The organism is Pseudomonas entomophila (assembly GCF_029193575.1).
Classification (GTDB): Bacteria; Pseudomonadota; Gammaproteobacteria; order Pseudomonadales; family Pseudomonadaceae; genus Aquipseudomonas; species Aquipseudomonas entomophila_G.
Genome location: NZ_JARGCS010000015.1, coordinates 94,166 through 117,815, shown reverse-complemented (window position 1 = coordinate 117,815; position 23,650 = coordinate 94,166). Strand labels below are relative to the sequence as shown.

22 protein-coding genes and 1 pseudogene are annotated in these 23,650 nt (G+C 63.2%); 7 read left to right on the top strand and 16 right to left on the bottom strand.

Translation table 11 applies throughout. From position 1 onward, the window contains the following. The coding region (locus P0Y43_RS08480; RefSeq protein WP_275636849.1) for an IS3 family transposase at nt 1–798 on the top strand (798 nt) is incomplete at its 5' end. A gap of 64 nt (nt 799–862) precedes the next feature. Here P0Y43_RS08480 and groL read toward each other — a convergent pair. The 5 genes from groL to P0Y43_RS08455 form a co-directional block, all read right to left on the bottom strand. Next, on the bottom strand, nt 863–2,503 hold the full coding sequence (groL, locus tag P0Y43_RS08475; RefSeq protein WP_275636848.1) for a chaperonin GroEL: 1,641 nt from the start codon (nt 2,501–2,503) through the stop codon (nt 863–865). Between the two features lie 42 nt (nt 2,504–2,545). Continuing rightward, nucleotides 2,546–2,839: a co-chaperone GroES gene (locus P0Y43_RS08470; RefSeq protein ID WP_003260750.1), complete on the bottom strand. Its 294-nt coding sequence runs from the start codon at nt 2,837–2,839 to the stop codon at nt 2,546–2,548. A gap of 250 nt (nt 2,840–3,089) precedes the next feature. After that, nucleotides 3,090–3,551, bottom strand: coding sequence for an FxsA family protein (locus P0Y43_RS08465; RefSeq protein ID WP_275636847.1), 462 nt, complete (start codon nt 3,549–3,551; stop codon nt 3,090–3,092). Between the two features lie 65 nt (nt 3,552–3,616). Next, nucleotides 3,617–4,348, bottom strand: a complete 732-nt coding sequence (locus P0Y43_RS08460; RefSeq protein WP_275636846.1) for a HugZ family protein — start codon at nt 4,346–4,348, stop codon at nt 3,617–3,619. 115 nt (nt 4,349–4,463) lie between these two features. Continuing rightward, nucleotides 4,464–5,471, bottom strand: coding sequence for a DUF481 domain-containing protein (locus P0Y43_RS08455; protein WP_275636845.1), 1,008 nt, complete (start codon nt 5,469–5,471; stop codon nt 4,464–4,466). Nucleotides 5,472–5,624: 153 nt separating this feature from the next. Here P0Y43_RS08455 and P0Y43_RS08450 point away from each other — a divergent pair, with 153 nt between their 5' ends. Together P0Y43_RS08450 and P0Y43_RS08445 are read left to right on the top strand one after the other, a co-directional pair. Further along, nucleotides 5,625–5,978, top strand: a complete 354-nt coding sequence (locus tag P0Y43_RS08450) for an MGMT family protein (protein WP_275636844.1) — start codon at nt 5,625–5,627, stop codon at nt 5,976–5,978. Nucleotides 5,979–6,021: 43 nt separating this feature from the next. Next, a complete protein-coding gene (locus tag P0Y43_RS08445) occupies nt 6,022–7,569 on the top strand; it encodes an AmpG family muropeptide MFS transporter (protein ID WP_275636843.1) in 1,548 nt (515 codons plus the stop codon). 75 nt (nt 7,570–7,644) lie between these two features. Here P0Y43_RS08445 and P0Y43_RS08440 read toward each other — a convergent pair. From P0Y43_RS08440 to P0Y43_RS08430, 3 genes and pseudogenes are all read right to left on the bottom strand, one after another. Beyond that, nucleotides 7,645–8,876, bottom strand: a pseudogene (locus P0Y43_RS08440) (MFS transporter). Between the two features lie 157 nt (nt 8,877–9,033). Then, nucleotides 9,034–9,873 (bottom strand): mechanosensitive ion channel family protein, encoded by an 840-nt coding sequence (locus tag P0Y43_RS08435; protein WP_275636842.1) that lies wholly within the window; start codon nt 9,871–9,873, stop codon nt 9,034–9,036. 115 nt (nt 9,874–9,988) lie between these two features. Then, nucleotides 9,989–10,474, bottom strand: coding sequence for a YajQ family cyclic di-GMP-binding protein (locus P0Y43_RS08430; protein WP_275636841.1), 486 nt, complete (start codon nt 10,472–10,474; stop codon nt 9,989–9,991). Nucleotides 10,475–10,571: 97 nt separating this feature from the next. On the opposite strand from P0Y43_RS08430, the gene P0Y43_RS08425 reads away from it, so the two are divergent. From P0Y43_RS08425 to P0Y43_RS08415, 3 genes are read left to right on the top strand one after another with little or no spacing between them, the layout of a single operon-like run. After that, on the top strand, nt 10,572–11,489 hold the full coding sequence (locus tag P0Y43_RS08425; RefSeq protein WP_275636840.1) for a putative 2-dehydropantoate 2-reductase: 918 nt from the start codon (nt 10,572–10,574) through the stop codon (nt 11,487–11,489). A gap of 36 nt (nt 11,490–11,525) precedes the next feature. Then, entirely contained in the window at nt 11,526–13,556 is a 2,031-nt protein-coding gene (locus P0Y43_RS08420; protein ID WP_275636855.1) for an ATP-binding protein, read from the top strand. Between the two features lies 1 nt (nt 13,557). Further along, nucleotides 13,558–14,124: a cob(I)yrinic acid a,c-diamide adenosyltransferase gene (locus P0Y43_RS08415; protein WP_275636839.1), complete on the top strand. Its 567-nt coding sequence runs from the start codon at nt 13,558–13,560 to the stop codon at nt 14,122–14,124. A gap of 105 nt (nt 14,125–14,229) precedes the next feature. On the opposite strand, the gene P0Y43_RS08410 is transcribed toward P0Y43_RS08415, so the two are convergent. The 4 genes from P0Y43_RS08410 to secA all read right to left on the bottom strand — a co-directional run bounded on the left by P0Y43_RS08410 (nt 14,230) and on the right by secA (nt 20,108). Continuing rightward, a complete protein-coding gene (locus tag P0Y43_RS08410; protein WP_275636838.1) occupies nt 14,230–15,174 on the bottom strand; it encodes a Nudix family hydrolase in 945 nt (314 codons plus the stop codon). Beyond that, a complete protein-coding gene (locus P0Y43_RS08405) occupies nt 15,171–15,803 on the bottom strand; it encodes a glutathione S-transferase family protein (RefSeq protein ID WP_275636837.1) in 633 nt (210 codons plus the stop codon). The genes P0Y43_RS08410 and P0Y43_RS08405 overlap by 4 nt, the downstream gene beginning before the upstream one ends. A gap of 140 nt (nt 15,804–15,943) precedes the next feature. Next, nucleotides 15,944–17,161, bottom strand: a complete 1,218-nt coding sequence (argJ, locus tag P0Y43_RS08400; RefSeq protein ID WP_275636836.1) for a bifunctional glutamate N-acetyltransferase/amino-acid acetyltransferase ArgJ — start codon at nt 17,159–17,161, stop codon at nt 15,944–15,946. Between the two features lie 211 nt (nt 17,162–17,372). Then, nucleotides 17,373–20,108, bottom strand: coding sequence for a preprotein translocase subunit SecA (secA, locus tag P0Y43_RS08395; RefSeq protein ID WP_275636835.1), 2,736 nt, complete (start codon nt 20,106–20,108; stop codon nt 17,373–17,375). Between the two features lie 324 nt (nt 20,109–20,432). Between secA and P0Y43_RS08390 the strand changes: the two genes are divergently transcribed. After that, the gene (locus tag P0Y43_RS08390; protein ID WP_275636834.1) at nt 20,433–20,894 is read left to right on the top strand and encodes a DUF721 domain-containing protein; all 462 of its coding nucleotides are present in this window, start codon (nt 20,433–20,435) and stop codon (nt 20,892–20,894) included. An 80-nt stretch (nt 20,895–20,974) separates the two neighbouring features. On the opposite strand, the gene P0Y43_RS08385 is transcribed toward P0Y43_RS08390, so the two are convergent. The 4 genes from P0Y43_RS08385 to lpxC all read right to left on the bottom strand — a co-directional run bounded on the left by P0Y43_RS08385 (nt 20,975) and on the right by lpxC (nt 23,636). Further along, nucleotides 20,975–21,277 (bottom strand): hypothetical protein, encoded by a 303-nt coding sequence (locus P0Y43_RS08385; RefSeq protein WP_275636833.1) that lies wholly within the window; start codon nt 21,275–21,277, stop codon nt 20,975–20,977. A gap of 8 nt (nt 21,278–21,285) precedes the next feature. Then, entirely contained in the window at nt 21,286–21,972 is a 687-nt protein-coding gene (locus P0Y43_RS08380; protein ID WP_275636832.1) for a DUF4225 domain-containing protein, read from the bottom strand. A 23-nt stretch (nt 21,973–21,995) separates the two neighbouring features. Then, nucleotides 21,996–22,481, bottom strand: a complete 486-nt coding sequence (locus P0Y43_RS08375; protein WP_275636831.1) for an Hcp family type VI secretion system effector — start codon at nt 22,479–22,481, stop codon at nt 21,996–21,998. Nucleotides 22,482–22,724: 243 nt separating this feature from the next. Then, nucleotides 22,725–23,636, bottom strand: a complete 912-nt coding sequence (gene lpxC / locus P0Y43_RS08370; RefSeq protein WP_275636830.1) for a UDP-3-O-acyl-N-acetylglucosamine deacetylase — start codon at nt 23,634–23,636, stop codon at nt 22,725–22,727. Between the last annotated feature and the right edge of the window lie 14 nt (nt 23,637–23,650).

The window sequence follows — 23,650 nt, the reverse complement described above, 5'->3', positions numbered from 1 at the left end:
CTAGGCATCAGTCGACAGGCTTACTACAAACGCAACCGAGCCGCTGATGGCAAAGAACGCCAGGCAGACCGGGTGGTTGAGTTTGTACAGCAAGTCCGAATGCGCCAACCCCGTCTGGGTACTCGCAAGCTGCACTATCTGCTGCATTGCCAACCTGACAGACGATTCCAGGTCGGCCGAGATAGGCTGTTCCAGGTCTTGGGAGAGCGCCGTTTGCTCGTACTGCCTAAGCGGGCCTACCACAAGACAACACAAAGCTTTCATCGCTTCTACCGCCATCCCAACTTACTCAAGCCCGGGCCAAGCCAGATTGTTCCGACAAGGCCGGAACACGTCTGGGTGGCCGACATTACTTACCTGCCTGCACGTAACGGCCCGCTATACCTGAGCCTGATCACGGATGCGTACTCCAGGAAAATCGTTGGCCACCACGTCCATGAAAGCCTGCATGCCGAGTCGGTGGCGCAAGCTTTCAAGCAGGCATTACGGAAGCGACGTCATCGCCAGCCATTAGTCCACCATTCGGATCGAGGCATCCAATACTGCTCGGCGCTATACCAGTCACTGCATCAACGGCACAGCGTTCAGTGCTCCATGACCGATGGGTATGACTGCTACCAGAATGCGCTGGCCGAGCGAATCAACGGAATCCTCAAGATGGAGCTGCTGTTGAGTAGCCCTGCAGATCTGGAGCAAGCGAGGCAAATGGTTGACGAGGCAGTGCAGATCTACAACACAGAACGGCCTCATATGGCCCTGAAAAACAAAACGCCCGATGCGGTGCATCGGGCGTTTTGAGGTCTGTCGGCCTACCTGAACAGGTGTAAACCTATTTCAGGACTAGACACAGGGCAAGGGTGGCTTACATCATGCCGCCCATGCCACCCATGCCGCCCATGTCAGGCATGCCGGCAGCCGGCTTGTCTTCCGGCAGGTCGGCGACCATGGCTTCGGTGGTGATCATCAGACCACCGATCGAGGCCGCGGCTTGCAGGGCCGAACGGGTGACCTTGGCAGGGTCCAGGATACCCATCTCGATCATGTCGCCGTATTCGCCGGTGGCGGCGTTGTAGCCGTAGTTGCCCGAACCTTGCTTGACCTTGTCGGCCACGACGCTTGGCTCGTCGCCGGCGTTGGCGGTGATCTGGCGCAGCGGGGCTTCTACCGCGCGACGCAGCAGGGCGATACCGACGTTCTGGTCTTCGTTGTCGCCTTTGAGGTCGACAATGGCCGCCAGGGCGCGAACCAGGGCAACACCACCGCCAGGCACCACGCCTTCTTCGACGGCTGCGCGGGTAGCGTGCAGGGCGTCTTCAACGCGGGCTTTCTTCTCTTTCATTTCTACTTCGGTGCCTGCACCGACCTTGATCACGGCAACACCGCCAGCCAGCTTGGCCAGACGCTCTTGCAGCTTCTCACGGTCGTAGTCGGACGAAGTCTCTTCGATCTGGGCACGGATCTGCTTGACGCGTGCTTCGATGTCGGCGTCAACGCCAGCACCGTCGATGATGGTGGTGTTTTCCTTGGACAGGATGACGCGCTTGGCGTTACCCAGGTGCTCCAGGGTAGTGGTTTCCAGGGTCAGGCCGATTTCTTCGGAGATGACCTGGCCGCCGGTCAGGACGGCGATGTCCTGCAGCATGGCCTTGCGGCGGTCGCCGAAGCCAGGCGCCTTGACGGCCGCGACTTTAACGATACCGCGCATGTTGTTGACTACCAGGGTAGCCAGCGCTTCGCCTTCGACGTCTTCGGCGACGATCAGCAGCGGGCGACCGGCCTTGGCGACAGCTTCCAGCACTGGCAGCAGTTCGCGGATGTTCGAGATCTTCTTGTCGACCAGCAGCAGCAGCGGGCCTTCCAGCTCGGCGACCATGGTGTCCGGCTTGTTGACGAAGTACGGCGACAGGTAGCCACGGTCGAACTGCATGCCTTCCACGACGGACAGTTCGTTTTCCAGGCCCGAGCCTTCTTCGACGGTGATCACGCCTTCTTTACCGACTTTTTCCATGGCTTCGGCGATGATTTCACCGATGGAGTTGTCGGAGTTGGCGGAGATGGTGCCTACCTGGGCGATGGCCTTGGAGTCGGCGCAAGGCTTGGACAGGTTCTTCAGCTCGGCGACGACGGCGGCGGTGGCCTTGTCGATACCACGCTTGAGGTCCATCGGGTTCATGCCGGCGGCAACGGCCTTCAGGCCTTCGTTGACGATGGCCTGGGCCAGGACGGTGGCGGTGGTGGTGCCGTCACCGGCCGCATCGTTGGCCTTGGAAGCGACTTCCTTGACCAGTTGGGCGCCCATGTTCTCGAACGCGTCTTTCAGCTCGATTTCCTTGGCGACCGAAACACCGTCTTTGGTGATGGTCGGCGCGCCGAAGCTCTTGGCCAGCACAACGTTACGGCCTTTCGGGCCGAGGGTCGCTTTGACAGCGTCAGCCAGTACGTTGACACCAACGAGCATTTTCTTGCGGGCGGAATCGCCGAATTTTACGTCTTTAGCAGCCATGATCGTTTAATCCTTGGAATTCTTTGCAGGGAATCGGGGGAATCAGCCTTCGATGACGGCGAGAATTTCGTTCTCGGCCATCACCAGCAGGTCTTCGCCGTCGACTTTCACGGTGTTGCTGCCCGAGTAAGGGCCGAAAACCACTTTGTCACCCACTTTCACGGCCAGCGCGCGGACTTCGCCGTTGTCCAGGATGCGGCCGGTGCCGACGGCAACGACTTCGCCGCGGTTCGGTTTTTCAGCGGCCGAACCCGGCAGGACGATACCGCCAGCGGTTTTCGATTCTTCTTCGCTGCGACGGATGACGACGCGGTCATGCAGAGGACGAAGCTTCATTGTCGATCTCTCCCAAATTATGGTTTTCATCGGCCGGTATCGACACCGGCGGGTTGAGGCTATCCGGCGTTGCCGGTCGGGGCCCGCGTTGGGCGAACCCCGTGTGTCATGTCCGGTGAAGTCACCGGAAACCTTGCGGTGACCCATACATGAGGCCGCCATATTCAATTACAAGGCTTGCTACAGATTTTTTTTCATCGGGTGAACGGCAGCCGAAAAAAAGGGCCGCTATGCGGCCCCGTCTTGAAGGCTATTGGTCACGGCGTTCGTACTCGCCTTCGATGACATTCGGACGATGGCCGGCATCGTTCGGGCGGGCCTGGAACGGTTCGTCCTGGAACGCACGCTGGCGCAGGGACTGTTCCTCGGCACGCTGGCGCAGCTTGCGCGCCACCAGGTGGCGGGTGAACGGCAGCAGGCAAAGCAGGCCCAGCACGTCGCTGATGAAGCCCGGCAGCAACAGCAGCCCACCGCCCACGGCCAGCATCAGGCCCTGGAACATGTCTTCGGCGGGCAGTTCGCCACGTTGCAGGCTTGCACGGGCACGCAGGGCGGTGGCCAGCCCGGCAACGCGCATCACCAGCACACCCAGGGCAGAGCCGGCGATGATCAGCAGCAGCGCCGGGAAGAAACCGATGGCGGCGCTGACCTTGACGAATACGAACAACTCCAGCACCGGAAAAATCAGAAACAGCAGTAGGAAAACACGCATCAAGGGATCCTCGACGGAAGACAACCTTCCAGTAAGACCCCACATGGATGCGTATGCTCGCTATTTCAACCCTCGGCCGCCGCCGGTGCTGGCCATTGGTCGGCACGGGCCAGCAAGACCAAGGCTTCACGAACTTGTGTCGGCGTATTGCAAGAATTCGGGAACGGCAGCCAATGCACCGCCTGGCCAATGCGCAGGTGCATGCCTTCGCTGTCGATGCCAACCATCTGTGCAGGTTCGGTTCGCGGCAAGCCGGTCAGCTCGACGTAGTGGGCTATGGCATTGGCATGGTCGCTGTTCATGTGCTCGATCATGCTCGCCTCGGCCTTGCCGGCGAACGGGTTGGCGAGGGTCACCTGGTCGAGCCAGTGGATCGCGCCAAAACCGCCGATGTAGCGGTGGCGCACCGGCTCCAGCACCCAGAAGTCGAAGTCGTGGGCCTTGTGGTAGTTGCTGGCGTCGGGGAAATAGCGGTAGTAGCGCTCGGCCGCGGCGTCGATGGCCGCCTCGTCGCTGAGCTTGCGCGCCTCGGCCATGACCGTGAGGCGACCGACGGCCTGGACGTCCTCGGCATCGCGCTCGTTGACCAGCAGCGAGCACTTGGGGTCCTTCTGCAGGTTATGGGTGTGCTGGGCGATGCGACTGATGAGGATCAGCGGGTGGCCCTCGGCGTCCAGGCAGTAGGGCACCACCGAACCGAAGGGAAAGCCGGGCATGGACTTGGACAGGGTCGAGAGCACGCCGCGGTACTCCTTGAGCAGCAGTTCCCGAGCGGGGCGGATGGCGTTGGTACTCACGAAGCGGGCTCCTGGCGAAGGTCTGGATGGGTGACAAGATAATCATTATCACCCTGCCCTGCCAGTTGGCTTGCCTGTGCGGGCCCCGCGACAGGGCCCGCACCGCCAACCCAACCTACCAGGTTACCCCGAACCCAGCGGTATACCGCGTCTTGTCCAGGTCGCTGTCGTTGGTGCCCTTGATCAGGTCCTTCTCCGCCTTGAGGTTCAGTGACGCCCACTCGGTGACCTTGTAGCGCAGCCCCACCTCGGCATCCAGCGAATAATCGGCCACGCCGCCCAGCGGCTTGCCCAGCTCGCCATTGGTGAAGAACTGCACCGACTTGCCGATCAGGTAACGGTTGTAGTCCCACTTCACCGCAGCGGAATAGAAGTTGTCCTTGCCGCCATCGCGGTACTCGAAATCGGTGCGGTTGATCAGCGAACCCAGGGAGAACGCGCCCAGTTCGTCATCCCAGAACTGGTAGCCCGGGCCGGTACCGACGGTACGCTGGCGGGCCAGGTCTTCAATGTGGTCGCGCTTGTATTCCAGGCGCCCCTGCCAGAACCACTTCTCGGTGATGAAACGGTCCAGGGCGTACTCGGCGCTCCAGTTGTTGGTGGTGGTGACGTCGTCCTTGGTCTCGCGGTTGTACTCGCCCTCGGCGTTGTGCCGCCAGCGGCCGTGGCGCGCGGTGGTCTTGAAGCTGATGTCGTAGTCGTCGGTGTTGTTCTCGGCGCGCTTGTAGTCCATGGCCACGTCGACGTTGCCCTTCCACAGGAAGTCTTCGACCAGTGGGCGCGGCTTCATGATCTGCTCGATGCTCGCCAGTTCCACCGTCTTGGGCGCATCGCCGTTGGCCAGGGTCACCTTGCCGGGTTCGGCGGCCTTGAGCGACTTGGCCTTTTCGCCGTTGTAGGTGTCCTGCTTGACCAGCAGTTCCTGGTCGCTCTCGAGGGTTTGCACCTGTTTCCAGTCCAGGGCGATATTGCCGCCGTAGGGGGTCTCCAGCAGCAGCTTGCCGCCGTCGAACACCTTGATCTTGCCGGTCAGGCGGTCACCGTTCTTCATCCAGACGGTGTCGGCCAGGGCGGTGGTGCTGAGGGAAGCGGCGAGGAGGCACAGCAAGGCTCTAGAATACATAAGCAGAGTACGGGTTCGGTTTGAGGTGAAAAGCCGGGCATTATCCAGATACCCATGACCAGAACAAGGACAGACCGACCCCATGCCGACGAGTTCCATACTCATTGCCTCGCACCGCCCGTCCGTTTTCACCCGCACACCCGGGACTGCCTGATGCCGGGGGGAGTGGATCACACCCAGGACGATGCCCAGGCCCGACGAACGGCGCTGTACTCGGTACTCGGCCAGGTGCCTTCAGGCAAGGTGGTGAGCTATGGCCAGCTCGCCGAACTGGCCGGGCTGGGACGCGCCGCGCGCTGGGTCGGGCGCACGCTCAGCCAGTTGCCGCCGGACACGCGCCTGCCCTGGCACCGGGTGCTGGGCGCCGGTGGGCGCCTGAGCCTGGCGCTCGGCACGCCGTCGGGCGACGAACAGCGGGCCAGACTGCGCGCAGAAGGCGTGAATGTGGCCAATAATCGTGTGGATATGTCGCGCCATGGCTGGCGCCCAATGGAGCACAGCGGTTAGAGTGCGCGCTTTGTTTTCGCAAACTTGAGGCAGATGTTGGCCCATGCCCCGTAAAACCTGGCGCGCTGCGCTTGCCGCCTATGCCAGCCCGTCGACCCTGGTGCTTTTGCTGCTCGGCTTTGCCGCCGGCCTGCCGTACATGCTGGTGTTTTCCACCCTTTCCGTGTGGTTGCGCGAAGCCGGCGTGGCCCGCGAGACCATCGGCTACGCCAGCCTGATCGGCCTGGCCTACGCGTTCAAATGGGTCTGGTCGCCCCTGCTCGACCAGTGGCGCCTGCCCCTGCTTGGCGGCATGGGGCGCCGCCGTTCGTGGCTGCTGCTGTCGCAGGTGCTGGTGGTGATCGGGCTGGTCGGCATGGGCCTGTGCGACCCGCAGAAGCATCTGTCGTGGCTGATCGCCCTGGCGGTACTGGTGGCCTTCGCCTCGGCCACCCAGGACATCGCCGTCGACGCCTACCGCCTGGAAATCGCCGACGACCAGCGCCAGGCCGCCCTTGCCGCCAGCTACATGGCCGGCTACCGCGTCGCCGCCCTGCTCGCCACCGCGGGCGCCCTGTTCTTCGCCGAATGGTTCGGCTCCACCGGTTTCAGCTACCTGCACAAGGCCTGGACCGGCACCTACGTGCTGTTCGGCGTGTTGATGCTGCCCGCGCTGTTCACCACCCTGGTGATGCGCGAGCCGCCCGTGCCGCTGCGCACCCAGCTGTCGGCGGCGCGCTATGGCCTGATGCACCAGCTGGTGTCGGTATTCGTGCTGATCCTCCTGCTGGTCTCGGTACCCGCCAGCTTCACCCAGATGTTCAATACCGACTGGGCCAGCGTGGTGTTCGGCGACGCGACAGTGCTCGACCTGCTGCTCGAAGACCGCGCTTTCCTGCGCCTGATCCTCTACGCACTGCTGACTTGGGCGTGCCTCTCGTCCATGGGCCGGCGCGGCCTGGCTCCGGTGCTCACGCCAGTCAACGACTTCATCGTGCGCTACCGCTGGCAGGCCCTGCTGCTGCTGGGGCTGATCGCCACCTACCGGATGTCCGACACCGTGATGGGCGTGATGGCCAACGTGTTCTACATCGACATGGGCTTCACCAAGGACCAGATCGCCAGCGTCAGCAAGATCTTCGGCCTGATCATGACCCTGGTGGGCGCCGGCGTCGGCGGCCTGCTGATCGTGCGCTTCGGCATCCTGCCGATCCTGTTCATCGGCGGCGTGGCCTCGGCGGCGACCAATATCCTGTTCCTGATGCTGGCCGACATGGGGCCTAACCTGGAGATGCTGGTGGTGACCATCTCGCTGGACAACTTCAGTTCCGGCATGGCCACCTCGGCGTTCGTCGCCTACCTGTCGAGCCTGACCAACCTGAAGTTCTCCGCCACCCAGTACGCGCTGCTGAGCTCGATCATGCTGCTGTTGCCGCGCTTGATCGGCGGCTATTCAGGGGTGATGGTGGAGAAGTTCGGCTATCACGACTTCTTCCTGATCACGGCCCTGCTGGGGGTGCCGACGTTGATCCTGATCGCCTTGCACTGGCGTCAGGAGGCGGGCAAGGGAAAGCCGGTGCCGGTGGAGCCCCAGGCGGCTGAGCAGCCCTGAGGTTGCTGCATTCTGTGCCGGCCCTGTCGCGGGGCAAGCCCGCTACACATACCGTGGCCGGCACAGAGCAATCCCTTACTGCGCCACCGCCCCTTCTCCTGGCCGTCCGCCTACCACGAACCACAAAGGCCACAGCGCCAATGCCCCGGCCACACCGGCCAACAGGGCGAAATGCAGCAAGCTCGCCCCCGCCCCCAGCATCGCCAGCAGCGCGCCCCCAAGCCCCAGCAGGGCGATGGTGATCATCCCCAGCATCGCCGACACCAGGCCCTTGCTCTGCTCGCTGGAGAACAGCGTCATGCGGTACAGCACCGCGTTGGCCACCCCGAGCCCCAAGGCGTACAGCGACATCCCCGCCACAACGCTCGGCACCGTCGTCCAGTACCAGGTCGCCACCACCATCAAGCAGAGCCCCGCCAGGTATGGCCACAGCGCTCCGCGCACCAGGCTGGGCAACGGGTGGCGATCGGCGATGCGGTTGATGATCAGGTTGCCAAGGATCAACCCGCCGAACACCGGCAGCTGCCAGAGCGCGTAGTCCATGGTGCTCAACCCTTCGTCATGGATCAACAGCACCGGCGACAGCCCGATCCAGCCGATCAGTGGCAGGCCCACCAGCCCCAACGCCGCGCTGCCGGCGACGAAACGTCGGTTGCTCAGCAGTTCAGCAAGGGCAATAGGTGGATTGGCGTGAACGGCAGGCGCGAGCCGTCGCGCCGCTCCACGCCCAGGGTCTCGGGCATGAAGCGCTGCAGCAGCACGAAGGTCAACACCGCGCCGACGGCGAAGGCCACGAACAGCCAGCGCCAGTCCAGCCATTGCAGCATCAAGGTGCCCACCAACGGCCCGAGCAGCGGCGAGAGCAAGGCGATATTGGCCAGCAGCGCCATCATGCGCACCGCGTCCGCCTCGCTGAAAGCCTCGTTCAGTGCCGGGTAACTGACCGTGACCACAAAGCCCAGGCCAATGCCCTGTAGCAGGCGCAGCAGGTTGAACAGGCCGATGTCGTGCACCCAGAACGTCGCCAGGCATGCCAGGCCAAAGAAGGCGCAGCCGCCCAGCAGCAGCGGGCGACGGCCATAGCGGTCGGCCAGCGGACCGATCAGCCATTGCAGCAGCACACCGCCGAGCAGGTACAGGTTGAGCGCATGGGGGATGTACTCCGGGCTGGCGTTCAGGTGCTCGACCACCGTCGGCATCGCCGGCATGACGGCGTCACTGGCGAGGTAGGTCAGCAGCTCGAACAAGGCCAGGGTCAGGCCGAACAACAGGGCTCTGAGGGGGGTGATGTAAAGCAGAGGTTTCATGATGGCGTTCAGACGGTATCGGGGCAGCTTGTATGCCAGAAATGACGGCGGCTGGCTGTGAACAAGTGTAAGGGGGGGGAAAGCATCGCGGGGCAAGCCCGCCCCTACAGAAATCTCGGTAGGGGCGGGCTTGCCCCGCGATGGCGGTGCCGCGGTCTTACTGCGCCACCGTCTCCTGCACCACGCGGATCACCCGCTGCGGGAACGGAATGTCGATGCCCTCGGCCTTGAGCCGATCACGGGCATGCTCGTTGAGCATGAACACCACGTCCCAGTAGTCGGCGGTCTTGGTCCACAGGCGCAGCGATACGGTGATCGAACTGTCGCCCAGGGTCGCCACCACCGCCTGCGGCGCAGGGTCGGCCAGCACGCGCGGGTCCTGCGCCAACTCCAGCAGTACGTTGCGCGCCTTCTGCAGGTCGGCCTCGTAGTCGACGCCGACATCGAACACCACCTTGCGCGTCGGCTGGCGGTTGGTGTTGGTGATGATGCCGTTGGACAGGCTGCCGTTGGGCATGATCACTGTCTTGTTGTCGCCGGTGCGCAGCACGGTGTGGAAGATCTGGATGCTGTCCACGGTACCGGATACACCCTGCGCCTCGATCCAGTCACCAATGCGGAACGGGCGGAACATCAGGATCAGCACGCCCCCGGCGAAGTTCGCCAGGCTGCCCTGCAAGGCCAGGCCGATGGCCAGGCCCGCGGCACCGATGGCGGCGACGAACGAGGTGGTCTCGATGCCGATCATCGACGCCACGCTGACCAACAGCAGGACCTTGAGGATGATGTTGGCCAGGGTGCTGATGAAGCCTTGCAGCGCCACGTCGGCGCGCAGGCCAACCAGTTTGCCCAGGCGGGCGCTGACCTTGTTGATGATCCACCAGCCGATGGCCAGAGTCAGCAGTGCCAGCAGCACCCGGCTGCCGTATTCCATGATCAAGGGGACCCAGGTCTGCGACTGGCGGACCAGTTGATCGACTTCGGCGTTCAAATCCATGTTCATCTCCTGATGTCGAATGGCACGCACAACGGTAAAACAGGCCGCGAAGCATTACACGGCTGCAGGAAGCGATGGACATCACTGCGCCATCAAGGTTCCTGCGTGCAAGCGGTCAGTCGCGGAAGTTGTTGTACTGCAGCGGCATGTCGAATTCCTTGGTGCGCAGCAGGGCGATGGCTTCCTGCAGGTCGTCGCGCTTCTTGCCGGTGACGCGTACCTGCTCGCCCTGGATGGCAGCCTGGACCTTGAGCTTGGCATCCTTGATGGTGGCGACGATCTTTTTCGCCAGGTCCTTGTCGATGCCTTCGCGGAACTTGGCTTCCTGTTTCTTTTCCTTGCCCGAGGCGTAGGGGTCCTTGGTTTCCAGGCATTTGACGTCGATCTTGCGCTTGACCAGCGCCAGGCGCAGGATTTCCAGCATGGCCTCGAGTTGGAACTCCTCCTCGGCGGTCAGCAGCACGGTCTGCTCCTTGTCCTTGAACTCGAAGGTGCCTTTGCCCTTGAGGTCGTAACGGCGGTCGAGGTCCTTGATGGCGTTGTCGACGGCGTTCTGCACTTCGTGCTTGTCCAGTTCCGATACCACGTCGAACGAAGGCATGGGGGTTCTCCAAAAAAAAGCGCGCTCGCCTGAAGATGGAGCGCGTCGGGTTTGACGGTTAAAATGCGGGCTCATTATAACGGGTTGCGAAACGCAGATGAGCAGCACCTGGCATATTCTCGGCGCCGGTAGCCTCGGCAGCCTCTGGGCCTGCCGCCTGGCCCGCGCCGGCAAGGCGGTGCGCCTGATCCTGCGCGACGACCGGCGCTTGGCTGCGTACCAGGCCGCCGGTGGCCTGACCCTGGTGGAACAGGACCAGGCCACGCATTACGCGATCCCCGCCGAAACCGACGGCGCCAGCGCGCCGATCCATCGCCTGCTGCTGGCCTGCAAGGCTTACGACGCCGCCCCTGCCATAGCGCGCCTGGCGCCACGCCTGGCCGAGGGTGCCGAGTTGGTGCTGCTGCAGAATGGCCTGGGCAGCCAGGACGAAGTCGCCGACCAGGCGCCGCAAGCCCGCTGCATCTTCGCCTCCAGCACCGAAGGCGCCTTCCGTGAAGACGACTGGCGAGTACGCTTCGCCGGCCACGGCTTCAACTGGCTGGGCGACCCGGCCAACCTCGCCGTGCCGGAATGGTTCGACGACCTGCACGACGCCGGCATCCCCAGCCAGTGGACCCCTGACATCCTCAGCCGACTGTGGCGCAAGCTGGCGCTGAACTGCGCGATCAACCCGCTGACCGTCCTGCACGACTGCCACAACGGCGGCCTGCTCGGCCACCTCACCGAGGTCTCGGCGCTGTGCCAGGAACTCGCCGAATTGCTGCAACGCTGTGGCCAGCCCCAGGCCGCCGAGGACCTGGACGACGAGGTGCAACGGGTGATCCTCGCCACCGCGGCCAACTACTCTTCCATGTACCAGGATGTGCGCCACGGCCGTCGCACCGAGCTGCACTACCTGCTCGGCCATGCCTGCCGCAGCGCCATCCGCCATGGCGTCGCGGTGCCGCTGCTGGAACGCCTGCAGCGACGCCTGGTCGATAACCTCAAGGCACGTGGCCTGCCCAGTGACTGACCCTGCCCTTCAACCGACACGGACACCGCCTTGCCCATGACACTGCGCCAACGCCTGGACAACCTCCCGGTCGGGCAGAAACTGCTGGCGGCCCTGCTGGTGCTGCTGGTGACCATCTTGCTGGTGGCCAACCTGGCGTTCATCAGCGCCGCCTACTGGATCACCCAGGAAAGCATGGCCCCCCAGGCCCTGCAGACGATCGGCCGGCTGGTGTCCAACCCGCAGCTGTCGAGCCGCGCCGGCGACTCGCCGGAAACCGCCAGCGCCCTGCTCAAGGAACTCGACAGCTACTCCCCGCTGCGTGCCGCCGCGCTGTACGGCAGCGACGGGCGCATGCTCGCCCAGTTGCAGCACGGCGAGCCGCTGGCGCTGCCCAAGCGCTTTCGCAACATCGAGGGCTGGCGGCTGATGGAGTTTCGCAGCACCCAGTTGATCGCCCTGCCGCGCCCCGGCACCCCACCGGCGCACCTGCTGCTGGTGGCCAGCAGCGAACTGCCCACCGCGTTCTACACCGGCACCCTGTCCGCCAGCCTGGCGATCCTGGTGTTCAGCGTCCTGCTGTGGATCGTCATCGCCCGGCAGATCAAGCGCCTGATCACCCAGCCGATCAACCGCCTCGAGGAGCTCTCGCGCCAGGTCACCCGTGAAGAGAGCTACGCCCTGCGCGCCCAGCGTGGCAACGATGACGAGATCGGCAGCCTGGCCGAGGCGTTCAACACCATGCTGTCGCGCATCGAGGCGCGCGAGCAGCAGCTCAAGCGCACCCGCGACGAATTCCAGTCGGCCTACGACCAGGCCCAGGGCCTGGCCGAGGAAACCCGCTATACCAACCGCAAGCTGGAGCTGGAAGTCCAGGTGCGCAGCAAGATCGAGAAGAAGCTCACGGGCTTTCAGAACTACCTGAACAGCATCATCGACTCCATGCCCTCGGCGCTGATCGCCCTCGACGAACAGCTCTACGTCACCCAATGGAACCACGAGGCCACGGTGCTCTCCGGCACGCCGCTGGACGAGGCCCTGAACCAGCCGATCTTCATCGCCTTCGAGCCACTCAAGCCGTTCTTGCCCCAGCTCAAGGAAAGCGTCGAGAAGCACCGCGTGGCGAAGATCGAGCGGGTGACGTGGCCCAAGGGCGACGATGCGCGCCACTATGCCCTGACCTTCTACCCACTGATGGGCGGCGGCGGGCGCGGTGTGGTGATTCGCATCGACGACATCACCCAGCGCCTGTCGTTGGAAGAGATGATGGTGCAGTCGGAGAAGATGCTCTCGGTCGGCGGCCTGGCCGCGGGCATGGCCCACGAGATCAACAACCCGTTGGGGGCGATCCTGCACAATGTGCAGAATATCCGCAGGCGCCTGTCGCCGGAGCTGCCGCGCAACCAGGAGCAGGCCAACGAGCAGGGCCTGGACCTGCCCAGCGTCAACCGCTACCTGGAAAGCCGCGAAGTGCCGCAGTTACTCGACGGCATCCAGCAGGCCGGCGCGCGGGCGGCGAAGATCGTCACCCACATGCTCAGTTTCAGCCGCCGCAGCAACCGCCAGTTGGCGCCCTGCGACCTGCCGGCGCTGATCGACCAGGCCGTGGAGATCGCTGGCAACGACTTCGACTTGACCATCGGCTTCGACTTCAAGGGCCAGGCCATCGTGCGCCAGTTCGACCCCGAGCTGGGACCGGTGCCCTGCACTGCCAACGAGCTGGAGCAGGTGCTGCTGAACCTGTTGAAGAACGCTGCCCAGGCCATCCACCAGCGTCCGCGCCCGAGCGAGCCGGGGCGCATTACCCTGCGCACCCGGCTCAACCCGCCGTGGGCGGAGATCCAGGTCGAGGACAACGGCGTGGGCATGCCCGAGGCGGTGCGCAAGCGCACCTTCGAGCCATTCTTCACCACCAAGGAAATCGGCCAGGGCACCGGGCTTGGCCTGTCGGTGTCGTATTTCATCATCACCAACAACCACAAGGGGCAGATGGAGGTGCACTCCACCCCCGGCCAGGGCACCTGCTTCACCCTGCGCCTGCCCCTGAACCAGCCGGGGCAGGCCGCCCCGGCGAAGACGGAGGCATGACATGGGCTATCGCCTGTCGAAGATCTACACCCGCACCGGCGACCAGGGCGAGACCGGCCTGGGCGATGGGCGCCGAGTGCCCAAGGACCACCCGCGCATCGAAGCGATCGGCGAGGTGGACAGCCTCAACAGCCAGCTGGGGTTGCTGCTGGCCGGCCTGGAGGAACAGCGGTTGGGCGAGGTGAGCGCGGTACTGGCGCCCTGTCAGCACCGCCTGTTCGACCTGGGCGGTGAACTGGCCATGCCCAGCTATCAGGCGCTCGACCAAACCGAGGTGGAACGCCTGGAGGCGGCTATCGACCGTTGGAACGAGGAGTTGGGGCCGCTGAAGAACTTCATCCTGCCCAGCGGCTCGGCGCTGGTGGCCCAGGCGCATGTGTGCCGCAGCCAGGCGCGGGCCGCCGAGCGGCGCTGCCAGCAGTTGAATGCGCTGGAGCCGCTGGCAGGGGTGGGGTTGGCCTACATCAACCGCTTGTCCGACCTGCTGTTCGTCGCGGCAAGGATCATCGGCCGCCGCCAGGGGGTGGCCGAAGTGCTGTGGCAACCCGCCGCCAAACCGCAGGCCTGACGATCGCAATCGCGGGGCAAGCCCGCCCCTACAAGAGCAGCGCTGGCGCCGTGCCTGTAGGAGCGGGCTTGCCCCGCGATAGGGCCATCAGCCGCACAGCGACGCTCAGCCCTCAGGCCAAAACGCCCGAATACCCGCCACCCCCTGCGCCCCCACCGCCCAGGCACGCTCACGCTCCCCAGGCCCGACTCCGCCCAGCAGGAACACCGGTTGGTTGAACCCGGCGATCGCCTGCTGCGCCGCCTCCCACCCCAGTGGCACCGCCTCGGGGTGGGTCTGGGTCGCCTGCACGGGCGACAGGGTGACGAAATCCACCCCCATCTGCTCGGCCAACGCCAGCTCCTCGACACTGTGGCACGATGCCGCCAACCAGCGCTCCTTGGGGAACGGCCGCCCCTTGGCAGCGTACTTACGCAACTGGGCCGCGGTCAGGTGCCAGCCAGCCGAGGGGAAATCCCCCAGCCATTCCAATGGCCCCTTGAGCATCAACTGGGCCTTGCCGGCGCACAGCCCCACCGCATCCACCGCCACGTCGCGGTACTTGGGGTCGTACATGTCCGGCGCGCGCAGTTGGATCAACCGAATGCCGGCGGCAATCGCTTTCTGGATGCCGCGCAGCAGCTCGGGCACGTCCAGGCCGTCCGGGGTGATCAGGTACTGGTCCGGCAGGCGCGCGGCGGCCACGATCGGTTTGTTGGCCTCGGGGAATTCATACTGCCCCAGGTCCCTTGGCGTCACCCAGGCCAGCGGCTGGCCCTCGGCGCCATGGGGCTCGCCACTGAATGCGTTGACTTCACGCACGTCCAGCAGCACTTGCTTGTCCGCATAGTCGTGGCTGACCTTGATCAGCGGCCGCGAGCCGTTGACCTCGATGCCCAGCTCCTCACGCAGCTCACGGGCCAGCGCCGCCTCGACGGCCTCACCCTCCTCCACCTTGCCACCGGGGAACTCCCACAAGCCGCCCTGGTGTTGAGTATCGGCACGGCGGGCAATGAGGATACGGCCGTCCGCGCCGCGAATGACCGCTGCCGCTACATGAACCCGCTTCACCCTTCACGCTCCGCCAGGCCAGCCTTCTGCCAGGCCTGGAAGGCTGGCCAGTGGTAGACCGTCTCGATGTACGCCGCCGCTTCAGCGGGCACTTCAACGCGGTAGGTGCGCAGGCGCACGGCCACCGGGGCGAAGAAGGCGTCGGCGAGGGTCGCTCGGCCGAACAGGAACGGGCCGCTGTCCTTGGCCGCCAGGCGGCACTCGGACCACAACGCGACGATGCGGTCGATGTCCACCTGCACGTCCAAGGGCACGCTTTCCAGCGCCTCGTCACGCGACAGGTCGAACGGCATGGCGCCGCGCAGGGCGAAAAAGCCGCTGTGCATCTGCGCGCAGGCCGAGCGCGCCTGGGCGCGGGCAACGGTGTCGGCGGGCCAGAGCTGGGCCTCGGGGTGCTGTTCGTTGAGGTACTCGGCGATCGCCAGGGAGTCGGCGATGACCCCGTGCTCGGTCTTGAGCAGCGGCACTTTGCCGGTGGCGGAGTAAGCGAGGATGCGCTTGCGGGTGTCCGGCTGGTTCAGCTTGATCAGGGTTTCGTCGTAGGGCACGCCGGCCAATTCGAGGGCCAGGGCGCCGCGCAGCGACCAAGAGGAATACAGCTTGTCGCCGATGATCAGGTGGTAGCTCATGGGGGCGGCTCCTTTGGATTGGGACGCGAGGGCCGCTATGCGCCCCTCTCGAGGCACAAGGCCGCTCCCACAGGCAGCGAGCCATCCATGTGGGAGCGGCCTCGTGTCGCGATAGGGCCGCAACGCGGCCCCGATGGACATCAGGTGCGGTATTCGGCGTTGATCTTCACATACTCGTGGGACAGGTCGGTGGTCCAGATGGTTTCGCTGCACTGGCCACGGCCCAACTCGATGCGGATGGTGATCTCTTCCTGGGCCATCACCGCCGAACCTTGCTCCTCGGTGTAGCTCGGGCTGCGGCCGCCCTTGCTGGCGATGCACACGCTGTCGAGGTACACGTCGATCAGGCTGACATCCAGCGCCGGCACGCCAGCACGGCCAACGGCGGCGAGGATGCGACCCCAGTTGGGGTCGGAGGCGAACAGCGCGGTCTTGATCAGCGGCGAGTGGGCCACGGCGTAGCCGACGTCCAGGCATTCCTGGTGGTTGCCGCCGCCGTTGACCTGCACGGTGACGAACTTGGTGGCGCCTTCGCCGTCACGCACGATGGCCTGGGCCACCTCCATGCACACGTCGAACACCGCCTGCTTCAGCGCCTCGAACAGCTCGCCGCGGGCCTCGGTCACCGCAGGCACATCGGCCTTGCCCGTGGCGATCAGCATGCAGCAGTCGTTGGTCGAGGTGTCGCCGTCGATGGTGATGCGGTTGAACGACTTGTTGGCGCCGTCGAGCATCAGGTCCTTGAGCACCTGGGGGGCGACCTTGGCGTCGGTGGCGATGTAGCCAAGCATGGTGGCCATGTTCGGACGGATCATGCCCGCACCCTTGCTGATGCCGGTGACGGTGATGGTCTTGCCGTCGAACTGGAACTGACGGCTGGCGCCCTTGGGCAGGGTGTCGGTGGTCATGATGCCGGTGGCGGCTTCGGCCCAGTTGTTCTCGGACAGGTTGTCCAGCGCGGCCTGCAGGGCGCCTTCGATCTTCTCGACCGGCAGCGGCTCGCCAATCACGCCCGTGGAGAACGGCAGCACCGACTCAGCCGGCACCCCCGCCAACTCGGCAAGCTTGGCACAGGTGCGCTCGGCAGCGGCCAGGCCGGGAGCGCCGGTGCCAGCGTTGGCGTTGCCGGTGTTGGTCAGCAGGTAGCGCACAGTGCCCTGGACGCGCTGCTTGGACAGGATCACCGGAGCCGCGCAGAAGGCGTTGAGGGTGAACACGCCTGCGACGCTGGAGCCCTCGGCGCAACGCATGACCACCACATCCTTGCGCCCCGGGCGCTTGATGCCCGCGGAGGCGATGCCGAGTTCGAAACCCGGAACGGGGTGCAGGGTGGGCAGGGGACCGAGACCGACAGCCATGTAAGCGCTCCTAGAAAAACACTGAAAAGGGGTGAAGAGGCACGATCTTAAGGTCGACCGGCGGGGGATGGAAGAGCGGAGGCCGCTTTGCGCCCCATCGTGGCACAAGGCCGCTCCCACAGGCGCGACGCCAACGCGTTACCCGTAGGAGCGGCCTTGCGCCGCGATGGGCCGCAAAGCGGCCCCGGTACCTTGATACAACGGCAGGACGTTACTCGATCTGCCCGTGGCAGTGCTTGAACTTCTTGCCCGAACCACACCAGCACGGCTCGTTGCGACCCAGTTTCTGCTCGTTGCGCACAGGCGCGGTGGCCACTGCCACTTCAGCGCCCTCCTCGCTCAGTTGCTCGCTCTCCAGGCCAGGGGCCGGGGCGTGCTGGAACTGCATGCGACGGGCCAGCTCCTCGGCCTCGCGGCGCAGGCGGGCTTCCTCTTCGGCCGGGTCTTCGCGGCGTACTTGAACATGCGACAAGACGCGGATGGTGTCGCGCTTGATCGACTCCAGCAGTTCCTGGAACAGGGTGAACGATTCGCGCTTGTACTCCTGCTTCGGGTTCTTCTGCGCATAGCCGCGCAGGTGGATACCGTGACGCAGGTGGTCCATGGTCGACAAGTGGTCTTTCCACAGGTCGTCCAGCACGCGCAGCAGGATCTGCTTCTCGAAGGTGCGCAGGGCGTCTTCGCCAGCCTGGTCTTCCTTCTCGGTGTAGGCGCTGGTGATCTCGTTCAGCAGCTTCTCGCGCAGGGTCTCCTCGTAGAGGTGGTCGTCCTCGTCGAGCCACTGCTGGATCGGCAGCTTCATGGCGAAGTCGCTGGCCAGCGAGGCTTCCAGGCCAGCCACGTCCCACTGCTCGGGCAGCGACTGCGGCGGGATGTGCTGGCTGATGGTGGCATCGAGCACTTCCTGGCGGAACTCGGCGATGGTGTCGCCGATGTTCTGCGCGGCCAGCAGGCTGTTGCGCATGTGATAGATCACCTTGCGCTGCTCGTTGGCCACATCGTCGTATTCGAGCAATTGCTTACGAATGTCGAAGTTGCGGCCTTCGACCTTGCGCTGAGCCTTCTCGATGGCGTTGGTGACCATGCGGTGCTCGATGGCCTCGCCGGACTGCATGCCCAGGGCCTTCATGAAGTTCTTCACCCGGTCGGAGGCGAAGATGCGCATCAGGCTGTCTTCCAGCGAGAGGTAGAAGCGGCTGGAACCGGCATCACCCTGGCGACCGGCACGGCCACGCAGCTGGTTGTCGATACGGCGCGATTCGTGGCGCTCGGAGGCGATCACGTGCAGGCCACCGGCCTCCAGTACCTGCTGGTGACGCTTCTGCCAATCGGCCTTGATCTGCGCGACCTGTTCAGCGGTGGGGTTTTCCAGGGCGGCGACTTCGGCCTCCCAGTTGCCGCCCAGAAGGATGTCGGTACCACGGCCGGCCATGTTGGTGGCGATGGTCAGCGCGCCTGGCGCACCGGCCTGGGCGATGATCTCGGCTTCCTTCTCGTGGTACTTGGCGTTGAGCACCTTGTGGTCGATGCCCTCCTTCTTCAGGAGGTTGGACATGTGCTCGGAGGTTTCGATGGTGGCGGTACCGACCAGTACCGGGCGGCCCTTGGCCATGCTTTCCTTGATGTCGGCGATGATCGCCGCGTACTTCTCGTCGGCGGTCAGGTACACCAGGTCGTTGAAGTCCTTGCGCGCCAACGGCTTGTTCGGCGGAATGACCATCACGTTGAGGTTGTAGATCTGGGCGAACTCGAACGCCTCGGTGTCCGCGGTACCGGTCATGCCGGACAGCTTGGTGTAGAGGCGGAAGTAGTTCTGGAAGGTGGTCGAGGCCAGGGTCTGGCTTTCGGCCTGGATGTTCAGGTTTTCCTTCGCCTCGATCGCCTGGTGCAGGCCCTCGGAGAGGCGGCGGCCCGGCATGGTGCGGCCGGTGTGCTCGTCGATCAGCAGGATCTGGCCGTCCTGGACGATGTACTCGACGTTGCGGTGGAACAGTTTGTGCGCGCGCAGGCCGGCGTAGACGTGGGTCAGCAGGCTCAGGTTGTGCGCCGAGTAGAGGCTCTCGCCCTCGGCCAGCAGGCCGGACTGGGTGAGCATCTCCTCGATGAACTGGTGGCCGGCTTCGTTGAGTTCGACCTGGCGGGCCTTCTCGTCGATGCTGAAGTGGCCTTCCTGGGTGACCTGGCCCTCGACTTCCTCGATGTGCTGCGTCAGGCGCGGGATCAGGCGGTTGATCTCGATGTACAGCTTGGAGCTGTCTTCGGCCTGGCCGGAGATGATCAGCGGGGTACGCGCCTCGTCGATGAGGATCGAGTCGACTTCGTCGATCACCGCGAAGTTCAGCTCACGCTGGAACTTCTCGTCCTGGCTGAAGGCCATGTTGTCGCGCAGGTAGTCGAAACCGAATTCGTTGTTGGTGCCGTAGGTGATGTCGGCGGCATACGCGGCGCGCTTCTCTTCAGGCGGCTGGAAGGCCGAAACGATGCCCACGTTCAGGCCCAGGAACTCGTACAGCGGGCGCATCCAGTTGGCGTCGCGGCGGGCCAGGTAGTCGTTGACCGTGACCACGTGCACGCCCTTGCCGGACAGTGCGTTCAGGTACACGGCCAGGGTACCGACCAGGGTCTTGCCCTCACCGGTGCGCATTTCCGCGATCATGCCTTCGTGCAAGGTCATGCCGCCGATCAGCTGGACATCGAAGTGGCGCATGCCCATCACACGCTTGCCGGCCTCGCGGGCCACGGCGAAAGCTTCGGGCAACAGTTGGTCGAGAGTCTCGCCTTTGGCCAGGCGCTCTTTGAACTCTGCGGTCTTGGCGCGCAGCTGTTCGTCGGAGAGGGCCACCATCTTCTCTTCGAAGGCATTGACGGTGGTGACCGTCTTGAGCATGCGTTTGATTTCACGCTCGTTCTTGCTTCCAAAAAGTTTCTTTAACAAAGGCGCAAACATATCGGCAGGATCTTCCACACTTAGGGATGGAGGGCGGCCCCGTGAGTCGCCCGTGCAGCCCTTGGGCCGCATGCGAACGAGCATTCTACCCGGAAACGATGGTGAGGAAAGTGGTGGATTTCCACGATGCTGGCACAGCGCTTTTACGGGGCTTTTCTAACATAGGGACATTTTCCGCCAGTTCAAGGTTGATGAACATGAAACGTGTTTCGCCCGCGCGATGCGCCGTACCTGTCGCGGGCTCGCCCCGCGACAGGGCCGCCACAGGCAATGAAGGTGCCGGCATCTGTTAGACTGCCGACTCGCAACCTCACACGTACCCCCATGGCCTACAAACCGCCTTCCGCCCAGCCCCCCGCCGCCCTGCTGCGCCAGGCCCGCCCGCTGCGCCTGCTGCTCAACCAGGCCGAGCGCCTGGGGCACTTGCAACGCCTGCTGGAGAGCCAACTGCAACCCGCCGCCCGTGAGCACTGCCACATCGCCTCCTGGCGCGACGGCACCTTGCTGCTGGTGGTCACCGACGGCCACTGGGCGACCCGCCTGCGCTATCAGCAAAAGCGCCTGCAGCGCCAATTGCAGGAGCTGGAGGCGTTCGCCAACTTGCAGCGCATCCTGTTCAAGGTCCAGCCTCCGGTGGCCGCCCCGAAGCACCAAGGCCAGGCCATGGCGCTTTCGGACAACGCCGCCGAAAGCCTGCGCGACACCGCCGAGGGCATCACCGACCCCAGGCTGCGCGCCGCGCTGGAGCGCCTGGCTGCGCATGCGAAGGCCAAGGAAAAGCGCTGACATTTTCCCATTACGGCGTTTGAATTGGACTCTAGTCAGGTCACGAGGCCAGTCTGAAGTGATAGCCGGTGGCTCTGCGGTCAGCGAAATAAGCGCCTTTGTTTGCTTCTGGGCTCACGCTTGGAGGGCATGGCGCCACAGTGCAAAACAGCGCCGATCAGGCAGACCCAGCCGACGATGGGGTTAGCACTCAAAAACTCTGGATGGTGCCCAAAAAACAAAAAATAGGCGCGATCAATGATCCGCAGGTAATAGGTAACAAAGAATATATTGTACGTAAAGCACAGCAACAACAGGCCGTAACCCAGATGCGCCCCTGAGCACCTCAAACGTAAAACATAGGCAAAAATTACACTCAGCAGAACAGTGGTGATAAAGAACATGACTATCATTACTTGTCCCATTCTACCAACACCTGTTCGCCCCTCAGCATATCCACGCCGACCTCAAACATGATCGCCCCTTTGCTCATCTCCCTGTAAGCCCTCGCCTTATCGGCTTCGATATACCTAAATAGCCGCCATGAGCCTGGCTTCAACACCATTCGAGCCAACCCAAAAGCAGAGAGCCCGATATCCGTCACCCCATAGGCAACATTACCGTGCGAAGCACGTCCACCCGTTATTTCCGCTAATTTCTGATACCCCCTTCGTACTAGGCCAACCGTGTCATTGCCCCTACTAATAAGATTCCTGCCATTTTCATAAACATTATTCACTCCGTGAAGAATGAGCGGAATTCCGCCAACGACACAGCCGACGCCGAAGGACAGCTTACAAACCGCTAAACCGGTACCAACCTGTAAAAACCCTGCACTAAATCCCGCAACCAGCTTAATATATTCAGCCACCTGCGCATACAATTCACCGTGCTCACGCCTTAGCGAAAACAAGGCTTGCTCAGAGCTCAGACTACCGTTTCGAACACCCTCTACGACGATTTGAGAAGCGTATGAAAACTCTTGGGTGAACTGTACCCTGAGGCTGTCGTCTTTGATATAGCGAGCGCCTACTTCGCAAGCGTAATTAGTTAGCCTGGAGGCGGCGTGACTTACCTCCCAGAACTCAAAGCCCTGCAAGGGAGGACACCCCTCCTTCCTTTTCACTCTCCATCACCCCAGCTTGCATAGCCACTGGTACCAGCAATCAAATGCTGCCAACCTATAAAACCATATCGAATTGCAATGTATTCTTGCGGGTGCTGATCATTTAGTAGGATCGAATGAGGCATTTCTATACGATGATCAACGACAAGCCCGCCTGCAAGCTCGATGTGAAAAAAACGCTCTTGCTTACCACTTCCATTGACACGATAAAAATTGATTTTACAATCTACGATTTCTCGACTAGCCAAAGCCTCCGCCAGCAACGGGGTTGATTTATCAACATGCTTGGTAATCAAAATAGGGCGATGCGTGGCGCGATCAGTATTACCTAAACTCGATAGATTATGGGAGAAGGAAAGCACCATAATTTCGTCAGCATGTCCAACCTGAAATCTATTCCCGATCGAATCCTGTGTTGAACACCCGGCTGAAATCAGACCTTTGGATCTACCGCTGATAGACATGTATCCATGGCAAGCCATTTACGAACTCCTTGTAGGGGAAGCTCAATAGGCTGCACACGTTCGTTCCAAATGTATGTAGGATGCCTCCGAAAAATCAGTCAATATAATTTAATTTATTTCATCGAAGCACGTGGAAACAGAGCAAACATCATCCACCTCAGCACCTCAAGGGATAAGATTCCCAAACTATAACCACCCTAATTCAGGAAATAAAAAAGGCCACCCGAAGGTGGCCTTAATCAAACTAGAGAGTGTTCGAACTTACACGGCCGCAACAGGGCGCATGTAGGAGATCGGTGCCGTACTGGCATCTTCGAAAGTGACCACTTCCCAGGCGCCTTTCTCGGCGATCAGCTTGCGCAGCAGCTGGTTGTTCAGCGCGTGTCCGGACTTGTAGCCCTTGAACTCGCCGATCAGGCTGTTGCCCAGCAGGTAGAGGTCGCCGATGGCGTCGAGGATCTTGTGCTTGACGAATTCGTCTTCGTAACGAAGGCCGTCTTCATTGAGCACGCCGTCCTCATCGACCACGATGGCGTTCTCGACACTGCCGCCCAACGCAAGGTTGTGCTTGCGCAGGTACTCGATGTCGCGCATGAAACCGAAAGTGCGGGCGCGGCTGACTTCCTTCACGAACGAAGTGCTGGAGAAGTCGACGCTGGCGCTCTGGGTCCGGTTGCGCAGGACCGGGTGATCGAAGTCGATCTCGAAGCTCACCTTGAACCCGTCGAACGGCATGAAGGTGGCGCGCTTGTCGCCCTCTTCCACCGTGACTTCGCGCAGGATGCGGATGAACTTCTTGGCTGCGTCCTGTTCTTCCAGGCCCGCGGACTGAATCAGGAATACGAAGGGACCGGCGCTGCCATCCATGATCGGCACTTCCGAGGCGGAGAGCTCGACGTAGGCGTTATCGATGCCCAGGCCCGCCATGGCGGAGAGCAGGTGCTCGACCGTATCGACCTTGACGTCACCGTTGACCAGCGTCGTCGACATGGTGGTCTCGCCGACGTTGGCCGCCCGAGCCGGGATCTCGACGACAGGGTCGAGGTCGGCGCGGCGGAAGACGATGCCGGTGTCGACAGGCGCAGGCTTGAGGGTCAGGTAGACCTTCTCCCCGGAGTGCAGGCCGACACCGGTGGCACGGATGGTATTCTTCAGGGTGCGTTGTCTAATCATGGCATTGGCCGCTT